The 21,738-nt window shown below is 41.1% G+C and carries 14 protein-coding genes; 5 read left to right on the forward strand and 9 right to left on the reverse strand.

What is annotated here, in order from left to right; translation table 11 throughout:
* Positions 1–41 precede the first annotated feature (41 nt).
* Positions 42–2,366 (forward strand): penicillin-binding protein 1B, encoded by a 2,325-nt coding sequence (gene mrcB, locus PASHI_RS19010; RefSeq protein ID WP_062566703.1) that lies wholly within the window; start codon positions 42–44, stop codon positions 2,364–2,366.
* Between the two features lie 404 nt (positions 2,367–2,770).
* Here mrcB and PASHI_RS19015 read toward each other — a convergent pair whose 3' ends face one another.
* From PASHI_RS19015 to PASHI_RS19045, 7 genes are all read right to left on the reverse strand, one after another.
* Positions 2,771–5,698, reverse strand: coding sequence for a TonB-dependent receptor (locus PASHI_RS19015; protein ID WP_062566704.1), 2,928 nt, complete (start codon positions 5,696–5,698; stop codon positions 2,771–2,773).
* A gap of 490 nt (positions 5,699–6,188) precedes the next feature.
* The gene (hemL, locus tag PASHI_RS19020; protein WP_054562319.1) at positions 6,189–7,469 is read right to left on the reverse strand and encodes a glutamate-1-semialdehyde 2,1-aminomutase; all 1,281 of its coding nucleotides are present in this window, start codon (positions 7,467–7,469) and stop codon (positions 6,189–6,191) included.
* Between the two features lie 72 nt (positions 7,470–7,541).
* Positions 7,542–8,558, reverse strand: a complete 1,017-nt coding sequence (locus tag PASHI_RS19025; RefSeq protein WP_054554265.1) for an aspartate carbamoyltransferase — start codon at positions 8,556–8,558, stop codon at positions 7,542–7,544.
* 104 nt (positions 8,559–8,662) lie between these two features.
* Positions 8,663–9,097: a CopD family protein gene (locus PASHI_RS19030; protein ID WP_054562318.1), complete on the reverse strand. Its 435-nt coding sequence runs from the start codon at positions 9,095–9,097 to the stop codon at positions 8,663–8,665.
* A gap of 20 nt (positions 9,098–9,117) precedes the next feature.
* Positions 9,118–10,800 (reverse strand): chloride channel protein, encoded by a 1,683-nt coding sequence (locus tag PASHI_RS19035; protein WP_062566705.1) that lies wholly within the window; start codon positions 10,798–10,800, stop codon positions 9,118–9,120.
* Positions 10,801–10,899: 99 nt separating this feature from the next.
* Positions 10,900–12,231: a type 2 periplasmic-binding domain-containing protein gene (locus tag PASHI_RS19040; protein WP_062566706.1), complete on the reverse strand. Its 1,332-nt coding sequence runs from the start codon at positions 12,229–12,231 to the stop codon at positions 10,900–10,902.
* A gap of 71 nt (positions 12,232–12,302) precedes the next feature.
* A complete protein-coding gene (locus PASHI_RS19045) occupies positions 12,303–14,486 on the reverse strand; it encodes a diguanylate cyclase domain-containing protein (protein ID WP_244269415.1) in 2,184 nt (727 codons plus the stop codon).
* Positions 14,487–14,858: 372 nt separating this feature from the next.
* On the opposite strand from PASHI_RS19045, the gene erpA reads away from it, so the two are divergent.
* The 3 genes from erpA to PASHI_RS19060 all read left to right on the forward strand — a co-directional run bounded on the left by erpA (position 14,859) and on the right by PASHI_RS19060 (position 19,469).
* On the forward strand, positions 14,859–15,197 hold the full coding sequence (erpA, locus tag PASHI_RS19050) for an iron-sulfur cluster insertion protein ErpA (RefSeq protein ID WP_036966451.1): 339 nt from the start codon (positions 14,859–14,861) through the stop codon (positions 15,195–15,197).
* Positions 15,198–15,300: 103 nt separating this feature from the next.
* Entirely contained in the window at positions 15,301–16,392 is a 1,092-nt protein-coding gene (locus tag PASHI_RS19055; protein WP_062566708.1) for an efflux RND transporter periplasmic adaptor subunit, read from the forward strand.
* A gap of 2 nt (positions 16,393–16,394) precedes the next feature.
* Positions 16,395–19,469 carry an efflux RND transporter permease subunit gene (locus tag PASHI_RS19060; protein WP_062566709.1) on the forward strand — a complete coding sequence of 1,025 codons (3,075 nt, stop codon included), beginning with the start codon at positions 16,395–16,397 and terminating at the stop codon, positions 19,467–19,469.
* A 39-nt stretch (positions 19,470–19,508) separates the two neighbouring features.
* On the opposite strand, the gene PASHI_RS22115 is transcribed toward PASHI_RS19060, so the two are convergent.
* Positions 19,509–19,682 carry a hypothetical protein gene (locus PASHI_RS22115; protein ID WP_165385093.1) on the reverse strand — a complete coding sequence of 58 codons (174 nt, stop codon included), beginning with the start codon at positions 19,680–19,682 and terminating at the stop codon, positions 19,509–19,511.
* 311 nt (positions 19,683–19,993) lie between these two features.
* Here PASHI_RS22115 and PASHI_RS19065 point away from each other — a divergent pair, with 311 nt between their 5' ends.
* Positions 19,994–20,233, forward strand: a complete 240-nt coding sequence (locus PASHI_RS19065; RefSeq protein ID WP_054562310.1) for a helix-turn-helix domain-containing protein — start codon at positions 19,994–19,996, stop codon at positions 20,231–20,233.
* A gap of 118 nt (positions 20,234–20,351) precedes the next feature.
* Here PASHI_RS19065 and PASHI_RS19070 read toward each other — a convergent pair whose 3' ends face one another.
* The gene (locus tag PASHI_RS19070; RefSeq protein ID WP_054562309.1) at positions 20,352–21,731 is read right to left on the reverse strand and encodes an AmpG family muropeptide MFS transporter; all 1,380 of its coding nucleotides are present in this window, start codon (positions 21,729–21,731) and stop codon (positions 20,352–20,354) included.
* Positions 21,732–21,738: the final 7 nt, after the last annotated feature.

Genomic DNA, 21,738 nt, shown 5'->3' on the forward strand with positions numbered 1-21,738 from the left:
AGGCGTAATCCTGTAAAATTAACTGACCAATAGCGAACTCAATGGCTGATAAAAAAACTCCTGCAAAAAAATCGTCTAGTAAACCGAAGGCGACATCAAAAAAAACTACCGCTAAGCGCTCACGCGCACCTCAAGGGCCAGCTAAAGCTAGTGTATTAAGAAAACTTTGGTCAATTTTTTGGAAGCTTTCACTTGCTGTGATTGTTGCCATGGTGCTGTATCTAATTTATTTAGATGCAAAAATTACTCGCCAATTTGAAGGCAATAAATGGCAGTTACCTGCACAAGTGTATGCTCGTGCAATGAGCTTTTATCCTGGGCAATATTTGTCTCAGCAAGAGGTTATTTGGGAGTTAAACCGTTTAAATTATTCATCTGTAAATAAGCTAAGCCGTACAGGCCAGTATGTTAAATCAGCTAACAGTATTAAAGTGTACCGCCGTGAATTTGAATTTTATGATGGCCTTGAAGATTCACAAGTGGTTGAGCTGCGTTTTTCAGGGCAGAAATTAGCAACTATCAAAGATAAATTTGGTCGTCGTTTAAACAGCGCTCGATTAGAGCCGGTTCAAATAGCTCGCATTGGTAATGATTCAAAACAAGACCGCGAGTTTGTGCCGTTAGATAAATTTCCGCCGATGCTAAAAGACACTTTACTGGTGGTTGAAGATCGTAATTTCTATCAACACCATGGCGTATCTGTGTGGTCAATTATGCGCGCTTTATACAGCAATATTAAAGCCGGACGTACAGTGCAAGGGGGCAGTACCTTAACCCAGCAATTAGCAAAGAATATATACCTTACCCGTGAGCGTTCACTGGTACGTAAGTTCAATGAAGCGCTTATCGCTCTGATATTAGATTACCGCTACAGCAAAGATGACATTTTAGAAGCTTACCTCAATGAAGTGTATTTAGGTCAGTCTTACAATCAAGGCGTTCACGGTATGGGTCTTGCCGCTGAGTTTTATTTTTCAAAGCCTGTGGATGAGCTTGAATACGACCAAATTGCGCTATTAGTGGCTATGGTTAAAGGTCCTTCATATTACAACCCACGTCGTTATAGTGAGCGTGCAATGGAGCGTCGTGATCTAGTACTGCGCTTAATGGTTGAAAATAAATTGATTGATACCCGTGAATACCGTGCGGCATTAAAGCGTCCAATTGATATTGCACCAATGAAAGACAGTCTGCAAAAGTCGTATCCGGGTTACTTAGAATTAGTTAATCGAGAATTAAAGCGCCTGCTACCTGATCAGCAAGTGTTAGATGCCGGGGTGCGTGTATTCACCTATTTTGACTTACAAAAGCAAACGGCCATGGAAGAGTCGGTTGAGGCAAGTTTACCTTATCTAGAAAGACGCCCTAAAACAGAAGAGCTTGAAGCGGCGATGATCTCTGTCAACGTTGAAAAGGGTGGGGTGTCGGCATTAGTTGCGGGCCGTGACGTACGTTATTTTGGTTTTAACCGTGTACTTGATACCAAACGTAATATTGGTTCACTCGTTAAGCCTGCCGTTTATTTAACAGCATTTGAAAGTGGTCAGTTTAATGTTGCCACCTTGGTGGATGACTCTCCGCTGCAAGTGACTAATGAGCAGGGGAAAGTTTGGCAACCAGAGAACTTCGACAAGCAGTTCCGCGGCCCTATGCCACTATACAAAGCATTTAGTAACAGTATTAATATTCCTGCGGTTAACACTGGCCTTGATGTTGGAGTTGATAAAGTAGCTGATACCTTAAAGCGTTTAGGTGTAGAAGGGCGTATTGATCAATACCCGTCATTACTTTTAGGTGCACTTGAGCTTTCAAGCTTTGAAGTAGCGCAGCTATATACAACCCTTGCTGCTGATGGTCAGTACCGCGAATTAACGTCTATTTCAGCACTGACTGACTCAGTAGGTAAGGTGCTTTATAAACATGATGTCAGCTCACAAAAACGTTTTGATGATGCATCAATTTACATGACTAAGTACGCAATGAAGCGCGTGACAAAAGATGGTACAGCAAAGCGTTTAAACGCCCACTTCCCATCAATTCAACTTGCAGGTAAAACAGGCACTAGTAATGATTTACGCGATAGCTGGTTTGCAGGTTTTGACCAAAATACCGTAACTGTTGCATGGATTGGTCGCGACGATAACAAGAGCACAGGTTTAACGGGCAGTGTTGGCGCACTAGAAGCTTACATTCGTTACCTTAAACCACTCAACCCTGAAGCCATAGCGGATACTCGCCCTGCTTCTATTCGTTGGGCATTCATTAATGAAGAAACTGGTCTGCAAGCGCCTCCTGGTTGCGGCAAAGTGGTGCAGCTACCCATTCGTGCCAGTGAGTTTGAGCCTAGACCTAATTGTCAGCGCTAAACTTGGCCATTGAATCATTTAGCTCAACACAGAGTTGAGCTAAATTTTGTACGCTATTCATTACCATAAGTGCACTTTTCTCAGTGTCTTTGGCATCTTCAGCGTGCTATGAATTACAGTGCTTTGTGGCTGCTTGTACCGTACTTTATTTCCCTGATATTTCTGAATTAAGCGCTAATGCTGACATCGTTTTTTAACTGCTATTTATATGATTTTACTTTGAGATCTTTATCTCAAAGTAGTGCTTTCACTTGCATTTTCTTAGCTTAACTGAGTTGTAACTTGATTAATTGAAGATAAAAATTGACGAACTATTGAAGTACTAATTAGGTTTAAATGTAAAAAATAAAAGCCTCATAAAGAGGCTTTTAGAGTTATTGCTTTTCTTACTAATTTAATCGAAATTAAAAGTCGTAAGAAGCAGATAGTTGGACTCGACGAGGAGATTGATAACTTTGCGCTAAGCCAAATGTTGCACTATCATCACCAGCCGCCACTTCAGCAACTTCGTCATAACGAGTTGCTGTAGATGCATCAAATACATTGAAAATATCTAATGCGAAGCGTACTTTTTGGTCATTGAAATGCAAGTTGTACGTAAAGTTAAGATCTAATCGCGCTGTCCAGGGAGTTGTTCCCATGCTGCCGCGAGGGTAGCGTTGATCACCTACATAATAGGTGTCGCCATAAGAATATTTGTCTGGGTCTGGTGTATACCCTGCACCTAACGCTGTCCAAGGACGACCTGAAGCAACATTTAAGTTTGCACCTATTAAGAAGTCTTCAGTAACTGCATATGCACCGTAAACTTTAATATTGTGGCGACGGTCCGCTGGTAAGTTACCGTTAGCACCATCCATAAGATAAGGGTAATCCCAGTCTTGTGTTAAACCTGCATCATCTTGGCCATTATCAGATTTAACAAATCCTTCAGTGTTACCGTAGTTATGAGACCAAGTATATAGGGCTTTTAATGACCAAACTTTATCCCAGCTCTTCTCAATTGAAAGGTCAACGGCAGCGTAACGACGTTTAGCTTCAGGATAACCTAGCTCTTCAGCTGTGAAGCTATACTCTTCAGTTACACCGTCACCATCTAGGTCGAAGTTAAATGTTGCGCTATTACCAGGGTTAAATAAGAACCAGTTTTCACCAAGGTACTCTCCATCTTCATCAGTAAAGATATATGAGCCATCATCAATTTGATTGCCTAGTGTGCGATATGTACCTTTGATGCTCCAAGACCAGTCATCATTAATCGCTGCTTGATAACCAACAATAATTTCATCATTGTACATAGGCTCAAGATCTTTATCTGCAAGAGTGTTTGAAGGTTTTGCTGTTCCGTCACCACCATTTGAAATAGCGATATCACCTAATTGGTTGCTTAAGCCAACAGGAGTACCATCAGCATTAAGGCCTTCATATTCATACCAAGTGTGGATATAAGTTTCGGCACCTGCAAGACGAATATTCGTATTTGCAGCAACAGGTAAGTAATAGCGACCTGCAGTAACGAATAATTTACTGTCACCGTCACCATTTATATCCCAAGAGGCACCTAATCTTGGCGCAATTTGATTATCAATAGATACAAATTCATCGCCATCCGCGTTGTAGTTTGTGAAGCTGTCATTACGTAGACCTAAAGTTAGTGTTAAGTTATCGGTAACAGCCCACTGATCCTCGATATAAATCGCCCAGTTTTCAACTTCAAATGCACCACCATTCTTATAGTCACGAACACGAGTTGTTTTCATTTCTTCAGGAAGAACATAACCGTTTGGAAGGCGAGCGCCTTCTTCGTATGTTCTATAGTAGTAGTAAATACCACCCGAGTTGATTGTAGTTGCATCTGATGTATTGGTTTCTGAGTCATAACCAAATCTTAGTGTATGCTCATCATTTAAGTACCAATCAAAGTCAACGCGCAATTGCTCGCGCTTATCTTCATTAGCGCCTACAGTGAAGTTTACATAACAAGTAGTATCAACACCTAAATCTGCGTCATAGCCGGTAGGACAGTCATCAAAGTCTGAATAATCAGTTTCTGAGAATTTAACTTCACCATACATAGCTGATACGCTTAAGTCATCAGTCAGGTTACCTGTATAACGTACCGCAAAACTTTCACCACCGCGCTTGTGATAAGCTGTACCGCCATCTAATGTATAGTTACCTGTACCATTTGCATCTTCGATTGTGCTTTCAGAATATGTGCGTTCATCACTAAAACCCCAAAGCATTAATTGATGATCCTCATTAATGTTCCAGTCAATACGCGCTAGATAATAAGGGTCGTCATCTTTTTCTTTTGTTAGAGAGGTTTGAGAAGCGTTACCGTATTCTTCTTCATTATCTCGGAAAGTATAAATCCCGTAGAAGAAAAGCGTATCTTCAATTAACGCACCAGAGGCATAAATATTTGTCTCAAATGAGTTTACATAGTCATCTTGGTTATTGACATATAAATCTCCAATACAGTGACCATCTTCAGCCTCACAACGATCATTTTGTAAGTAAACTGAGTTTGGAGACTGTTCTCTCAATGAGTCAGGCGAGTAAATAGATTCAACACCAAAGTGAAAGTCATTAGTACCTGACTTTGTAACTGCAGAAATAAGGCCACCAGTCGTTCGACCAAACTCAGATGAGTAGCCACCTGTTTTTACTTGAAAACTATCATATGCAGAGAATGGAATGGTCGCGCCACCCAAGCCATTACGGAAGTTAGTCATATTCAGACCATTTACGTAATAAGCATTTTCAGCAACAGATGAGCCACCAAAAGATGCTTGATCGCCAAATCGGCTATCACCTTCAGTTGCGCCAGGTGCTAGTAAAGCAACCGATGTTAATGAGCGAGCAACTGGTAATAATTCAAGCTCTTCTGAACTAATGTTCAATGATGATTCAGTAACAGAAACATCAACAGCTCGAACTGCGCCACCAACAACTGCAATACGTTCAATATTACCTTCAACTAATGGTATTTCGAGAAGTGCAGTTTTACCGACACCGATAATTACATCGTTGATCTGCGCTTTTTCAAAACCAGCCTGTGACACTGTTACGTTGTACTTACCTACAGGCACTTGGTTAAGGTTGAACTGACCATTTGCATCTGCAATGAGAGTTTTTTCATAACCTTTAGTTTCATCGGTAATGGTGATTGTTGCGCCTGCTAAAGAAGCGCCAGACTGAGTTATGAGATTACCTTTGATTGCCCCATTAACATTGTCAGCCATGGCTGGCATAGCTGCACTTAAGGTCATAGCAACAGCTGCGGCTGTAAACGAACGCTTAAATGTTTTTGAAAAGTTGTTTTTCATTGAGCTTTCCCTGTGAAATTTTAGATTTGTTGTTATTTGTTAATAACCTTCACACCTTGCATTTATTTTTCTAAGGTTTTTACCTTCAAATAAAGGGTGAAACAAATTGGTAACACATTAGGAACATACTAATCAATTATTTATATTATAAATACGACAAAACAACATAAAAACGCCTTGGAACGATCTAATTTTGTATTTAAGTTTATTTTATATACAAAAATAAAACAAATGTAATTAAGTGTAATTTGCTTAAGCGTTTCTTAATTTTAGGTTTATTTATTTTAAAACAGTGGGTTGGGATGGTTTTATGTGTGTTTTAGTTACAATGAAAATAAAAATGCACTAATGGAATACTTGCTTTGTATAAATGATGTTTTAATTATAATATTTTATTGGTTTTTATTTTCTAGTGGGGATGTATTTATATTATATTTTGGGGGCGTCGAAGTATAGGTCACCGATTAAAGTGACCTATTCAAATTTCAATTTAAAGCTTCGCGAATGCGCGCTCTGCTGCTGCAATGGTGTCGTTGATCTCTTTTTCAGAGTGCTCAGCGCACACAAAGCCTGCTTCAAACGCCGAAGGAGCTAGGTAAACACCTTCTTCTAGCATTAAATGGAAGAACTTTTTGAAGCGCTCTAAATCACACTCAGTCGCTTGTTGGTAGCTAGTTACTTTTTCTTTATCAGTAAAGAAGAAACCGTACATACCACCTGCGTAGTTTGTTGTAAGTGCAATGCCTGCTTTTTTAGCTGCGGCTTCAAAGCCTTCACAAATTGCTTTGCTCTTTGCTTCAAGCTCATCGTGCAGGCCTTCAGCACTTAATAGCTCTAAAGATTTTAAGCCAGCTGCCATGGCAATTGGGTTACCTGATAATGTACCCGCTTGATAAACTGGGCCAACAGGTGCGATGTAATCCATGATTTCTTTCTTACCACCAAAAGCACCTACTGGCATACCGCCACCGATCACTTTACCTAAACACGTTAGGTCTGGCTTGATGTTGTAGTAAGCTTGTGCGCCGCCTAAAGCAACACGGAAACCTGTCATTACTTCATCAAAAATAAGTACAGATTTGTATTCATCACACACCTCACGTAAACCTTCTAAGAAGCCAGGTACAGGTGGAATACAGTTCATGTTGCCAGCAACTGGCTCAACGATGATACAAGCGATTTCGTCAGCGTATTTTGCGAAAATTGCTTTTACTTCATCAAGGTTGTTAAACGACACAGTTAATGTGTGCTTAGCAAAATCTTCAGGAATACCCGGCGAGTTAGGTACACCCATAGTCAGTGCGCCTGAGCCTGCTTTTACTAGTAGTGAGTCAGCATGACCGTGGTAACAGCCTTCAAACTTTAAGATTTTATCACGGCCAGTGAAACCACGTGCTAAGCGAATTGCACTCATTGTTGCCTCAGTACCTGAGCTTACCATACGTACTTTTTCGATTGATGGTACTAGCTCTTTTACTTTTTCGGCCATTAAGATTTCAGTTTCGGTTGGCGCACCATAGCTTAAGCCATTTTCTACGGCTTCTAATACCGCTTGCTTAATAGCTGGGTGGTTGTGACCCATGATCATTGGTCCCCATGAACCAACGTAATCGATATAACGGTTACCATCAGCATCAAAGGTAAAAGGACCTTCTGCTTTAGTGATGAATAAAGGAGTACCGCCAACGCCATTGAAGGCACGAACTGGTGAGTTAACACCGCCTGGGATTGATTCTTGCGCGCGATTAAAAAGATCTTGGCTAATTGTCATGAATAGTCCTATTTGGTTGTCACGTTAAATGAGTTGGTTTGCAAGGGCTCAAAGAGCCCAAAACGAAGCAAGTTAGCTATTACGTTTACGGCTAAACCAAGGCACGTCGACTTCATATTGCTCAACTTTGTCGGCAACATCTAAGGTTAGAGCAAACAACGCCATGCGAATTAACACGCCATTTTGCACTTGGCGGAAAATTGCTAGGTTGTCGTTGCTATTTAAATCGTTATCTAGCTCGTTTGCTTCTAAACGGCTATCACGAGGAAGTGGGTGCATCAGTACTGAGTTAGGCTTACAGTGTGCGTTGTAAATTGCCTGACTGATACGGAAACCACCACGGTATTTGTTAGCTTCTTCTTGTGAAGGGAAGCGCTCTTCTTGGATACGGGTTTGATAAACAATATCGGCGGCCAAGTTGCCTTCCATTTTATCGACTACTTGAATTTTATGACCTGCGTTATCAACAGCATCTAAAATGTAGTCTGGCATTTGTAAGCCATCAGGTGCCACCATTGAGAACTTAACATCTTTATAATGGCAAAGTAATTTAGATAAAGAGTGCACAGTACGGCCGTATTTTAAATCACCTACTAGGGCAATATGCATACCGTCGATACTTTGGTTGAAACGACCTAGCTCACGTTCAATCGTTAGTAAGTCTAGTAAGGCTTGTGTTGGGTGCTCATTCGGGCCGTCACCGCCATTAATCACTGGCACGTCACACCCGGTGGCAAATTCAGCAACAGAGCCTGCGTCAGGGTGGCGCATTGCGACTGCATCTGCATACGCTGAGATCACGCGTGCGGTATCATACAAAGATTCACCTTTTGCAAGCGCTGAGCTTTGCATGCCCGTTGTTTCACGAACCAAACCACCTAGTAAGTTAAATGCTGTACCAAAACTTACGCGAGTACGCGTGCTTGGTTCAAAGAACAAGTTCGCTAAAATTGCGCCCTCTAAAACATTGGTGCGCTTTTGCTTTTTAGCATAAGGCTCCATTTTCTTAGCAACTGCAAAAATACGTTCAATACAATCTCGATCAAGCTGATTGACCGACAGGATATTTTCACCTTGGAAACTTAGCATGGGGTTTGTTCCTAATCACATTTATAGGGCGCTGGCACTCGGTATGGGAGGCCGCATAAATTTGCGCAGTACTATAGCAAATTTTTAGCGTTCACAGCAGCAAATTATAAGTTAGGTTTAATAATTGCCAGTGCCACTATAGCTAAAAGGATGAGTACCGGAACTTCATTAAAAATACGGTAAAAGCGATCGCTACGTGTATTGCGATCATGCTTAAAGTCAGCCAGTAATTTAAAGCAATAGCCGTGGTAGATATAAAGAATAATCACTAACACCAGTTTGTAGTGCAGCCACATGCTGTATCTAAACCAGTCTCGACCATATTCAAAAATGGTCAGTACGCCAAACACCAATGTTAAAACGGCAAACGGCGTCACAAAAAACAGTAAGCGGCGTTCCATTACTTTCAGCATTGAGTTACAGGCTTTTTCTTCACTCATTGCGTGGTAAACAAAAAGACGTGGCAGGTAAAAAATACCGGCAAACCAAGCAATCATAAAAAATACGTGGAAGGTTTTATAAACTAATAGCGCAGTCATTTAAGCATCCATTTTAATTGTTATAACAAACTGTTGCGTATGGTAAGGATATGTCTGATTTGGTCCCAACGCAAAAGGCCCATAATCTGTTGGTTATCAAGCAGGTTGTAAATATACACAGCACCGCTGCGTTTATCTTTTAATATGTCAAAAGCATCGGCTAATGTTGCTTGGCTACTAAGGCCGGCAAGGCTGACATATTTGATATTACTTTCTTGATCAGACATCAGGCTTAAATCATATTCAGCAAGACGATAGCCATTCTCTTCATCATGAACAATCAGAGGGGTTTGGCTATCAAGGGCATCGAGCGACTCTTTAATTTGTTGTTTGTCGTCACTGTAAAGCAGTTTGAACTGCTCATCCATTTCATCCATCACACCTACTTTTTGTAATGCTTCGGTAGCTGGCGATATTTGATATTCAAGCCCTTGGAAATCGAGTTGTTGCATGAAAATAGAGCGGTTACCAAAAAACTGCAATGCCGTGACATAAGCCGTTGAGATCACCAACATGGCTGGCACAATGATCTCGGGGCTTGAAGTTAACTCCATAACTGTAGTGAGCGCAGCCAGTGGTGCGTGTAATGTTGCAGCCAATAACCCCGCCATGCCAAGCATGCTATAGGTACCTGTGATATCAACACCCGGACTAATGAACTGTGCGAAAAAGGCCATCAAGGTGCCCATTAATACACCTAGACCAATAACAGGGCCGATGATCCCACCTGGAATACCTAAACCAATGGCAAATAAAGTGGCGAGTAATTTGGCAATCAAGATGGTTGTTAAAAACTGCACATCATCTGGTGATTCAATAGCAATAGTGATAGCACTCATACCTGAGCCCATTGCATGAGGAACCATATAAGCAATTAGGCCCGCTATTAATCCTGCGAGTAATAGACGAGGGAACATACTTAGTGGTTTAAAAGTACGGATTATAAGCATCAAGTTTTGGTTAAATGCATAGGCAACAGCACCAAGTGCCATACCAAAAATGATTAAAAATGGGTAATGCCAACCACTTAATGGGTTCATGGTAATAAGGGCAAGCTCTGAAGCGTCACCAAATACAAATTGAGTGGCTAATGCGCCGGTAACCGCTGCGAGCATAATGGGCACGAAAATATGCACTTTATATTCCCTAAGTACCACCTCCATAACAAAGATGACGGCTGCCAGTGGGGTGTTAAATGAGGCAGCAATACCGGCTGCAACACCACAACCGGTGAGGGTACGCATTGCATTGTGCGGAAGATGTAATTTATCGGCCAGTAAACTGGCACCTGTTGCACCCATATGTACAGAGGGGCCTTCTCGACCGACCGAAAAACCACTAATAAGGGCTAATGCGCCACCAACAAATTGGTTCACCGTGTTATAAAGCGGCATATGACCATAGTGTTTTTTTATACGGTGAATTACAAATGGAATGCCAAGACGATAATGCTTAAAGCCTGTTAGGGCGGCGAATAAGGCAATTAATAGGGCTGCACCAACTGGCAGTATCATTCGCTCATAGGTTGGTAAAGTGGTGAAGTCATCAGGCTTATCTAAAAATAAGCTTTGAAAAAACATGATTGTGAGGCGAAAAAGTATGATCAACACTGCCGCAATTAACCCTGCACTTACACCAAGTAAGCACAATTGCACAGATGTTTTAGGCTTTGCTAGGCGACGTCTTAGTCTCTCAAGCCACATGCATATTTCCTCACAGCACTTTTGAGCCGCAGTTTAGCAAATCAAATTAACTAAGTCGTTGGGATTTTATAATTTTATCTGCATTTTGGGTAAATCTAGCTAATCTTTGCTGCCATTATTAATTTGCTGCGTTAATTCAGGCAAGCGAGCTGAAATAGCTTTAGATATTTCATCTACCAGTGGGGCATGTTTTTTATGAATAACCGTGTTGATAGCCATTTGCCTTAGTACCACCACTGAAAAGTCTTTTTTAAAGGTAGTTATATCGTTATTGAGCGCAGGATAAAGCGCGTAATCGACACGTCCTTTTTTTAGCATGGTAAGCGTGTGACTTAAATCTTCGTTATGAATGATCTCGGCTTTAATATCAAACTCATTAAGCATTTCTATATCACCAATCGAGCTCATAATTAGGTTGTTAGGGTTGTATAAATTATCTCTATCGCATGGCAGCGACTTTCGACATAGGAGCACTAAGTTAATAACGCCAAGGCTAGGTTCTACGACAATAATATTCTCGAATTTACGCATATTACTTTGTGAGCGCACTATATCGCCGTCAACGATGCCTGCATTTAATAACAATACGCCTCTTCGAGATGGTGTTGCTTGCATCTGGACTTTGATATTTAAATCATTATAAACATCACTCATTAACGCTTTAAATGGTGCTACACGCGGAATATCTATATAGGTTAACAACAGCTTTTTTGGCCGAGAGTAATTTGTTGCAGATAGCTTTGCGCCAGTAAATAAATCATTAAGTAAGGCTATTTTAGCTCGGTTTTCAGGGTCATTCCGTATACCAATCACTAATGGGGAGTCGGTAAACTGAGTTACTATTTTTGGCTCAGGTAGGTTTTGTTGCTCAGCAAAATAGTTAAGTACTTTTGGCGCAGTAATCGCAAAATTAATCTGCTTAGTTTGCATTAAGTGGAATAGCTCTTCATCGTTTGCTGTTTGCACAATGCTGCCAGCATAGGATTGAATCACTTTTTCGACCACACCCGGGTAAATATAAGGCTCAACAACGCCAACTTTGTTCTCATTAAAAAGCTGTTCAAGATTTTCAAAATCTTGTGAATTAGACTGAGTGGTAATGACAGCTAATTGAGAATTTAAAATAGTGGGTGAAGCTATAAAGCCAGGTATCATTTCAGAGGGCCAAGCCGGGTAATAACCCAGGTAGCCGGTTAACTGGGCTTTTTTTATTGCATCTTGCCAAGGTAAATATTCAACTTCGAGGTTTATCGATTTTTTGGCAAGCGTGTCTCTTAATAGAGCAATAGCATCACCGCCATTTTCCATTTTACTACTGGCGTATGGCGGGGCTTCTAAAGAGGTGATTTTCCATGTTTCTTGGTACGTGCTATCAGCAGCTGCAAGCGAGCTGAAAACAAGTACCATAAAATAATAAAAGCGAGTAAGCATGGAAAAAGAATCATTATTAATTGTTTAATAAGTATACGTCTAAATTAGACTTTTTAGCATTATTAATTTGCTTATTTGCAGTTCATAACATTACAACTAAAGCAGTGATGTTTTTGGTCATACATACGCTTATCGGCCATGCTAAGTAATTCATCAAATGATTGCGCATCATCTGGATATAAGGCAAAGCCAACACTCGCTTCTACATGCAAGTCACCATATTCTGATTTTATTGGCGCCTTAATCGCACAGATCAATCGTGATAGTGCACGGTTTATTTGTACTTGGTTTTCTATGTCGGTAACAATAACTACAAACTCATCACCACCAATGCGAGCAACGCAATCGGTTTTTCGAGCGGTGTCTTGTAAGCGTTTAGCAACTTCTATCAGTACTTTATCTCCCACTGCATGGCCATGGGTATCGTTGATTGGCTTAAACTTATCAAGATCAAAATACAGACAACCTACCTTAGAGCCTGTGCGCTCAACTCGGGCAAACTCTTGCTTGATGAATCGCTCAAGCGCGCTACGATTCGCTAAACCTGTTAAATGGTCTGTTTGTGCCAATTGCCTAATTTTCTTCTCTGCTATAACACGCTTCGTGATATCGAAATTAACACCAATCATGCGGTTGCCGTATATTCGCCCATCAGCATTGATATAGCGGGTTTTTCCAGAAGGCAGAACAATTTGAAACTCTGCATGGAATTCTTCACCATTTAAAATTGCGAGTTTCAACTTGTTAGTCACGTCTTCATATTCATCTGGGTGCAAGCTATTTGCCCATGCTGAATAGTCCCCTTTAAATTCTGATTTTGGAATTTCAAATAAGGTATGCATCCAGTCATCCCAAATCAGTTCATTAGTGTCAAAATTCCACTCCCATATACCAATATGAGCCGCATCTGCAGCCATAGACATGCGTTGGTGTAAGCTTTCAAGCTCGGTTTTTGCTTGTTTTAATTCAGTGACATCTTCAGAAACGTCCAATAAATATTGCGCTTTACCATTACTGTCTTTAATAGTGAGCTTCCGTGTCCTTAAGTAATGAGTATTACCATCAATGGTAACTGGCTTTTCCTCTATAGTTAGAGTGTCATCACTTTTCAATACATCGCGATCGGTTTGCACGAAACTAGCTGCCTGTTCATTACTGAAAATATCAAAGTCATTTAAACCGATTAGTTGGTCTTTATTTTTACCGAGGAGTTGCTCACCCGCTTTATTCACATGGCTAAAAGTTAGATGCTCTGCTTCTTTTACAAATAACATGATGGGTAAATTATCGAAAATAGTTTGCGTAAAGGCCTCTTGGTTTCGAATATCAGACAAATCTTTTATTGTCGCCACATAAGGACCTGACTCTTTTTTACCAATAGAGCTGATGGTTAACGTAATAGGAAAACGTTTTTTATTCGCTCGTTGTCCTTTTAAGAGCCGACTGCTACTTTTACCCGCCGTTCTTTTGCTGAGTTGTGAATCTCTGAGGATTTCATCAAGTTCTAACGATCTTTCAGGGATCAGGGTGCGAATATGTTTGCCTATTAAATCATGCGGCTGATAGCCAAAAACATGGATAACAGCCGGGTTTGCAAATTCAATTTTTCCTTCATTATTAAAGCTAATTACCACATCTTGTACGGTATTAAGTACTGCTTTCAGTTTTGCTGATAATAAGCTCCTTGCTCTGAGTTCAACAGCACCCAATACAAACAGACTTAATGCCACCAGAATAAAAATAATAAGTTGTGCTAACGTCGAGTAGTCGTGGGTTGTAACATAGGTGGTGTATTCAGTTTCAAAAACCGACATCGAAATCATGCCAATGTAATGCATTCCCGAAATTGCACTGCCCATTATCAAGGCCACAACCAAGTTCATCCGTGTTTGATGAACCCCTTTGGCAAGTCGAAAATCATTAATTTTTAATGCAATACCTGACAGCACAATAGCGACGATAATAGATAAAGAGAACAACCAAGGCTCATAAGCCATTGTTGCAGGCATCACCATCGCCATCATGCCAACAAAATGCATCGAGCCAATGCCAGCACCCATTAGCACACTTCTAAATAGTAGCCCTTTGTCGGTTTGCAGTGCTGGTGATAGCACGATGTAACTGGCAAACACACTTGGCAATATTGATATCAAAGTAATGCTAATGTTGTATTCAATAGGGATGGGTAAGGTATAAGCAAGCATACCTACAAAGTGCATACCCCAAATTCCTATACCTAAAAAACACGAAGCCATGATGGTCCATATCTGACTTTCATTTTTTAGATAAGAGTGTTTGATTCGAGCAGATAATAAAAAAGAGATATACGAAGCAAATACGGCTGTGAGAATAGAAGCAAACACAAGGAGCAAATCGTATTCAGCTGGAATGACCTGCGCACTGCTTAAATTATCAGTTATAAAATGCAGCTTGAAATGCTCTATCACAATTATCTTCCCTCAGTGCAAACTCATGCCAGCCAAAATGTAGTGCAAATAAACTTTAGTCCAAGGCGAATGGGTTAGCCAGTTACCCTCACCATAATTGAGATGCTCTTCTGGTGATACTTGATTAAAACACTCGGGTATTAGATAATTGCGGCCAATATAGGTTTTGAGGGTTTTGGTATGTCAGATGAGTTGCCAATCAAGTTCAGCGATGCAGCAGCTGTTCGTGTTAAACAGTTAATCGAAGAAGAAGAGAATCCAGATCTTAAACTACGTGTTTATGTAACAGGTGGTGGTTGCTCAGGTTTCCAATATGGTTTTACTTTTGATGAAAAAGCTAACCCTGGCGATTTAGAAATTGTTAAAAATGGTGTAACGCTTGTTGTCGACCCTATGAGTATTCAATATTTAGTTGATGGTACCGTGGATTACACCGAAGGGCTTGAAGGCGCACGCTTTTTTGTTAATAACCCAAATGCAACAACGACCTGTGGTTGCGGAGCCAGCTTCAGCGTTTAAGAATTATTTAAAAAAGCCACTTTATGTGGCTTTTTTATTGCTTTAATTTCTCATAATATCTTGCCTCTGCTAAATTTTACGCATTATTAGAAGGAATTTTGCGTTGCCAAATATAACTACAACAATAGAAAAGAAACCCTATATTTTAGCTATCGCCATTGTTTTGGTGATTGTACTGTGGATGCTATCTGGGGATAGCAAAGCAGATCAAAAAGCACAGCAAAGTGATCAGCAAGTTCAAGAGCGCTTGCCTAAAGTGCAAGTGATGCCGTTGGTCGCTAAGAATATTAATAAAAACCTAACTTTTTATGGAAAATCAGAGCCAGACAAAATCGCGAATATTAGCGCTAGGCAAGCAGGGCAAGTACTCGAAATTTTGGTTGAAGAAGGTCAGTTTGTAAAACAAGAACAGGTTATTTTACGTCTCGATAAATCTGATTTAGCCGCCCAAATTACATCAGCAGAAGCCTTAGTTGCACAGTACCAAACTGAATACGAAGGCGCGCTTAAACTTAATCAGCAAGGTTTACAAAACAAAGTATTGACCATGCAAGCACAAGCTATGTTGCAACAAGCAAAAGCAACTTTGGCAAGCCTTGAATTAAAGCTAGAGCGCACTGAAGTACGTGCTGCTTTTGATGGCGTTATCAACAAACGTTTAGTCGAAATTGGTGATTATGTTGGCATAGGCGACCCTATTTTGCAGCTCGCTGATTTAGACCCGTTAATTGTCAGAGCCGATGCGACTCAAAAAGAAGTGCAAGGCTTAGAAGTTGGGCAAGCTACCTTTGCTCATGTGTTAAATGACAAAACCTATCCGGGTCGAATTCGTTATATTGCCTCTGTTGCTGATGACAGCACCAATACATTTCGCATCGAAGCGGCGTTTGAAAACCCAGGTATGAAATATAAAGCAGGTTTTTCGACTCAGCTTAATATTGAGTTGCCAACTGAGCCTGCCATGTTATTAAGCCCGGCTTTTATGGCCCTAGATGAACAAGGTAATATCGGCGTAAAAGTCGTGAATGACGACAATATTGTAGAGTTTAAGTCGGTAAATTTAGCTAAAAGTACCGAGCAGGGCGTTTGGCTTTGGGGTTTAGGCGAGCAAGCGAATGTTATTACCCTTGGTCAAGGTTTTGTGCGTGCCGGTGACAAAGTTGAGCCTGTGTTTACTGAAGCAACGAGCAACTAAGTATGAAAAACTTAATCGAAGCGTCGTTGACTCACACGCGTACAGTTTTATCTATTTTCATCCTGTTGCTGATCTCGGGGTGGGTGACATATCAAACCATCCCTAAAGAAGCGAACCCCGATGTCACCATTCCCTTTATTTATGTGTCGATTATTCATGATGGTATTTCCCCTGAAGATGCTGAGCGGCTATTAGTTAGGCCGATGGAGATTGAGCTTCGCTCAATTGAAGGCGTAAAAGAAATGTCAGCGGTAGCTAGTGAAGGGCATGCTTCTGTGACCCTTGAGTTTATCGCGGGTATGGATCCCAAAGAAGCCTTAGCTGATGTACGAGATAAAGTTAGTTTAGCCAAGGCAAAGCTGCCTTCTGAATCAGAAGAGCCAGAAGTTCATGAAATCTTGATGGAAGATCAGCAGCCAACAATTACATTAACCTTGTCAGGTGATGCGCCAGAGCGAGGTTTGCTAACCCTTGCCCGTAATCTTAAAGATGAACTAGAAAGCATTTCTAGCGTATTAGAAGTTGATGTAGGTGGTGACCGCGAGGATATGGTCGAAATTGAGGTCGATCCACTGGCGATGATTTCTTATGGCCTTGAACCGAATGACATTATTCAACTGCTATCAAATAACAACCGCTTAGTTGCTGCCGGTACCCTTGATACTGGTAAAGGCCGCTTTGCTGTAAAAATTCCGTCGGTATTTGAGACGATTCAGGATGTGATGGAGCAGCCTGTGAAAGTTGTTGGCGATAGGGTGGTGCGTTTTATGGACGTAGCAAAAATTCGCCGAGCATATAAAGACCCAACCTCAATCGCACGTATTAATGGCCGCCACGCGGTTTCGCTGGAAGTAAAAAAACGTGCTGGCGAAAATATTATTGATACGGTCGATCAAGTTAAAAAAGTGGTGAATGAGGCCAAGAAAATTTGGCCTGATCATATACGAGTTGATTACACCGGCGACATGTCAAAAGACGTGAAAATGATGCTCTCTGATCTGCAAAATAATGTGCTGTCTGCTGTATTGTTGGTGGTTATCGTTATTGTGGCGGTACTTGGCGCGCGCACCGCCTTCTTAGTAGGTATTGCCATTCCAGGTTCATTCTTAACCGGGATTTTAGTGATCTCCGTGTTTGGTTTAACGGTGAATATCGTGGTGCTTTTTGCTCTCATCATGGCTGTCGGTATGCTGGTGGACGGTGCAATCGTTGTTAGTGAGTTTGCTGACAGAGCAATGAGTGAAGGCAAACCGCGCAAGGCTGCTTATAAACTGGCTGCTGAGCGAATGGCATGGCCAATCATCGCTTCTACGGCAACGACATTAGCGGCCTTTGCACCGCTAATATTTTGGCCGGGAATGATGGGCGAGTTTATGAAATACTTGCCGATTACGCTTATTGCCACCTTGACTGCGTCATTACTTATGGCATTGGTGTTTGTGCCAACGATTGGTGGATTAATAGGAAAGTCACGGCCGCTCTCTGAACAGCAAAAACAGGATTTAGAGTTAGCAGAGTGCGGCGATTTAACGCAAATCAAAGGGATGCTTGGGCGTTATATTCGAGTGCTTGATTATGCAACAGAGCGCCCTTGGTGGAGCCTAGCTGCTGCAATCGTGTTTTCTATTTTGGTATTCTTTGCATTTGCTGTCTCTAAGTTAGGCGTTGAGTTCTTTCCTGATGTTGAGCCAAATGGCGTTAATATCAAAGTACGTTCTTACAGTGACTTATCTATTTTTGAAAAAGACGTGATCATGAAAGACATTGAGTCACGCATTTTAAAAGTGGAGGGTATTAAAACCTTGTATGCTCGTACTGGCGGTAAAGATCAGGTAGGCACGTTTAGAATGAATCTAAAAGATTGGGATGAGCGTCCACCTGCCGAAGATATAATCAGTCAAGTTAACGAAATCACGGCAAGTTATGCCGGTGTCGAAATCGAACTTCGTAAAGATGAAAACGGCCCCGGTGGTGGCAAAGCGCTAAGTATTGAGCTGAGCTCTCGATTTGTTGATGTGCTTAACAGTGAAGCTAAACGAGTAAGGCAAGCCATCGAAAATGATGGCGCGTTTCGAAATGTTGATGACAGTGCTTCAAAACCAGGTATTGAGTGGCAACTTAAATTGAACCGTTCGGATGCGGCTCGTTTTGGTGCGGATGCCAGTATGCTAGGGGCCAATGTTCAGCTTATTACCAATGGTTTGAAACTGGGTGAATACCGCCCTGATGATGTTGATGACGAGATTGATATTCGCGTACGCTTCCCGCATGACAAGCGAGATTTAGGACGTCTTGAAACGTTGCGTGTAAAAACTATGCACGGGCAAGTGCCAATTAGTCACTTTGTTGAGCGCCAAGCAGCTCCTAAGGTCGATACAATTCGCCGCGTTGATTCTCAGCGCGTTGTTACCGTTAATGCCGACATGAAACCAGGTGAACAACTTGCTAAAGCGTTGCCACGCTTACAAGCGCAACTAGAGGAGCAAGGACTAGATCCGCGCGTGAAAATTAAAGTGCGTGGTGAAACCGAAGATCAAGATGAATCAGAAGCCTTCCTTGAGCAGGCTTTTGTAGTTGCCCTGTTTGTGATGGGTATCATTCTGGTAACGCAATTTAATAGTTTTTATCAAGCATTTTTGATTTTAAGTGCCGTACTGTTTTCAACTGTGGGTGTTTTCTTAGGTTTAATCGTATTACAGCAACCGTTTGGTATCGTGATGTCAGGCATCGGGGTTATCTCGCTTGCAGGTATTGTGGTTAATAACAATATTGTATTGATTGATACCTATAATGTTTTACGTAGCCAAGGTCTTGCTGCAAAAGATGCGATTTTACGAACTGGTGCTCAGCGTTTAAGGCCAGTATTGTTAACGACTGTGACCACCATTTTGGGATTAATGCCGATGGTACTGCAAGTGAATATTGACTTATTTAACCGTCATATTGATTTTGGTGCGCCATCTACTCAGTGGTGGGTGCAATTGGCCACGGCTGTTGCGGGTGGTTTAACATTTGCCACTGTATTAACACTGGTACTTACGCCTTGCTTGTTAATGCTGCGAGATCGTCGTCGGTAATCGGTAAATTCGTTACTGATTAATTAAAAATGAGTGACCCTAGTGTTGGGTCACTTTAATCATCAGTAAAAAGAAGCCTAAAACTAACGCAGAGGCGATTAAAATATACACAAACCCTTTCTTGCCTTGCTTAATTGGTACACGATTTTGTTTTAAAAATAGGTACCAAGCTACACACAGTACAATTGGCAACAAAAATAATATACGAAACATTTCCTAGCCTTTTTCGGTATTTACATACACTTTAAGCATAAATATGCAGAATTTAAAGTGATACTTTCATCTTGTTACACTTCCAATTGATCAATTTTTTGGTACAGTTAACCAGTTAACTATAGAGCACATGCTTTAATTTTAGCTACACTTAAGCTTGTATACTAAAAAGGTCCATACCTAAAAGGTGGACATTTGTATAATTAATCATTCAAACTGAAAATTATTAGTATATAATGTGTCCAAGAGTGAGACGGGCAAATTTCACTCTTAAATTATTAACTTGAATCATCTAGTAGGAGATGTATTTTATGATGGGTAAAACAGTTTCTTCTGAAGAAAACTCGAAACTAACGAAATGGCTTAAAACTAAGCGTCATGAGAAAGGTCACACAATGCGTAGCCTTGCACAGGTTTTAGGTACGCCGCATTCTTTCATTGGTAAAATTGAAAACCAAGAACGTCGTTTAGATGTAATTGAATTCATGCGTTATTGTGATGCTTTAGAAGTTGACCCGTACGAAGGTCTTAATTTACTTAAAGACGCTTAATTATTCATTACTAAAAGCGAATCGCCGCTTTTAAAGTAATACAAATAGTGCAAGGAAGCGCTATTTAAAGTCTCTCCCTTGCATCATTCTCTCTTTAATCACATACGTATCAGATTTGTTAATTGTTTTGGTGATAGTTGTTTTCTAACGCATAAAGCTTATGACGAATTAAGAATAAAAATACCAGTGATGGGATCACCATCAATGCAGTTAGCACAAAGAACATCGCCCAGTTTCCACCTAACCAGTCATCAATAACCACGCCGCTGTAGCTCGACAGTAAGGTTCTGCCTAAATTACCCAATGAAGCAAGTAGTGCATAGTGGGTCGCACTAAATGCTCTATCACATAACATGGATATAAACGCCACCATGGCAACCAGTGACCAAGCTTGGGTGAAACCATCAATAATAATAGCAAACGCGTACAGGCTTAGTTTAGGACCTGCAATCGCAATCCAAGCAAAGGCAAGGTTTGAGGCTGCCATCGCAATACCACTAATAAACAAGCCTTTTACAATGCCATAGCGTTGATTGAATAAGCTTCCTAAAAAAGTAAATGCGATGGTGAGCACTGCAGTGCCCACTTTTGAGAAGGTCGCTATGTCACTATTTGAAAAGCCCACTTCTTTATAAAACACGATAGACATTCGCCCTAAAAAGGCTTCACCGATTTTAAATAAGAAAATAAAGGCCAATAATGCCAATGCTGTTTTTACGCCATTACGGGCAAAGAAGGTTCTGAAAGGATCAAAAACGGTTACAGCAAGCCATGCAATAACTTTAGCAAAGCGAGTCTGCGTACTACCAGCTAGCTTTTGTTGATAGGTTTGTTCAAGCTCAGCTTGAACAGCATCACGGTTTGATTCGGGTTCTTTTGCCCACAATACGCTGCTCATTAATAGCAGCATTACCACAGATAAGAAAAAGTAAACTTGTGGCCAATCAATTGAAGGGATGTCGGCCATATAAAATGGCAGGGCGCCTAATAGGGCGTAACCGCTCCACCAACCTGAAGTGGCCATTGCAGCTGCTGCGGTGGCTTTGTGGCTTTCGTTTTCGGCTAAAGTGTCGATACGAAACGCATCAATAGCAATATCTTGAGTCGCAGAAGCGATAGCAATAACTAAACACAGCGCGGCAGCAAACCAGAGGTTGGCCTTGATATCGAGCCCAGCAAGTGAAAAGGTGCCAATAAAAATCACTGACTGGCAAAGTAAAATCCAGCTACGGCGCTGGCCTAGCCAGTTAAATAAAACAGGTAACTTTACACGGTCAACGAGCGGTGACCATAAAAAGTTAATGCTATACGCACCAAACACGATGCCAAATAGCCCGATCATACTGCGGCTTAAGCCTTCGTCTTTTAGCCAAGCCGACATGACAGAGCCAATCAATACCCAAGGAAAGCCACTGCTGATACCAAAGATGAATATATTGATTAAACGTTTATCTTTGAAGTACGAGAAATACTCTGAAATAGAAAGGGGTTTTGTCATAGTGTTG

Source organism: Pseudoalteromonas shioyasakiensis (assembly GCF_001550135.1).
GTDB lineage: Bacteria > Pseudomonadota > Gammaproteobacteria > Enterobacterales > Alteromonadaceae > Pseudoalteromonas > Pseudoalteromonas shioyasakiensis.

Excerpts from the sequence above, each read along its gene's own strand:
- mrcB (WP_062566703.1), top strand. The coding sequence starts at position 42 with ATGGCTGATAAAAAAACTCCTGCAAAAAAATCGTCTAGTAAACCGAAG.
- PASHI_RS19015 (WP_062566704.1), bottom strand. The coding sequence starts at position 5,698 with ATGAAAAACAACTTTTCAAAAACATTTAAGCGTTCGTTTACAGCCGCA.
- hemL (WP_054562319.1), bottom strand. The coding sequence starts at position 7,469 with ATGACAATTAGCCAAGATCTTTTTAATCGCGCGCAAGAATCAATCCCA.
- PASHI_RS19025 (WP_054554265.1), bottom strand. The coding sequence starts at position 8,558 with ATGCTAAGTTTCCAAGGTGAAAATATCCTGTCGGTCAATCAGCTTGAT.
- PASHI_RS19030 (WP_054562318.1), bottom strand. The coding sequence starts at position 9,097 with ATGACTGCGCTATTAGTTTATAAAACCTTCCACGTATTTTTTATGATT.
- PASHI_RS19035 (WP_062566705.1), bottom strand. The coding sequence starts at position 10,800 with ATGTGGCTTGAGAGACTAAGACGTCGCCTAGCAAAGCCTAAAACATCT.
- PASHI_RS19040 (WP_062566706.1), bottom strand. The coding sequence starts at position 12,231 with ATGCTTACTCGCTTTTATTATTTTATGGTACTTGTTTTCAGCTCGCTT.
- PASHI_RS19045 (WP_244269415.1), bottom strand. The coding sequence starts at position 14,486 with ATGGCTTCGTGTTTTTTAGGTATAGGAATTTGGGGTATGCACTTTGTA.
- erpA (WP_036966451.1), top strand. The coding sequence starts at position 14,859 with ATGTCAGATGAGTTGCCAATCAAGTTCAGCGATGCAGCAGCTGTTCGT.
- PASHI_RS19060 (WP_062566709.1), top strand. The coding sequence starts at position 16,395 with ATGAAAAACTTAATCGAAGCGTCGTTGACTCACACGCGTACAGTTTTA.
- PASHI_RS22115 (WP_165385093.1), bottom strand. The coding sequence starts at position 19,682 with ATGTTTCGTATATTATTTTTGTTGCCAATTGTACTGTGTGTAGCTTGG.
- PASHI_RS19065 (WP_054562310.1), top strand. The coding sequence starts at position 19,994 with ATGATGGGTAAAACAGTTTCTTCTGAAGAAAACTCGAAACTAACGAAA.
- PASHI_RS19070 (WP_054562309.1), bottom strand. The coding sequence starts at position 21,731 with ATGACAAAACCCCTTTCTATTTCAGAGTATTTCTCGTACTTCAAAGAT.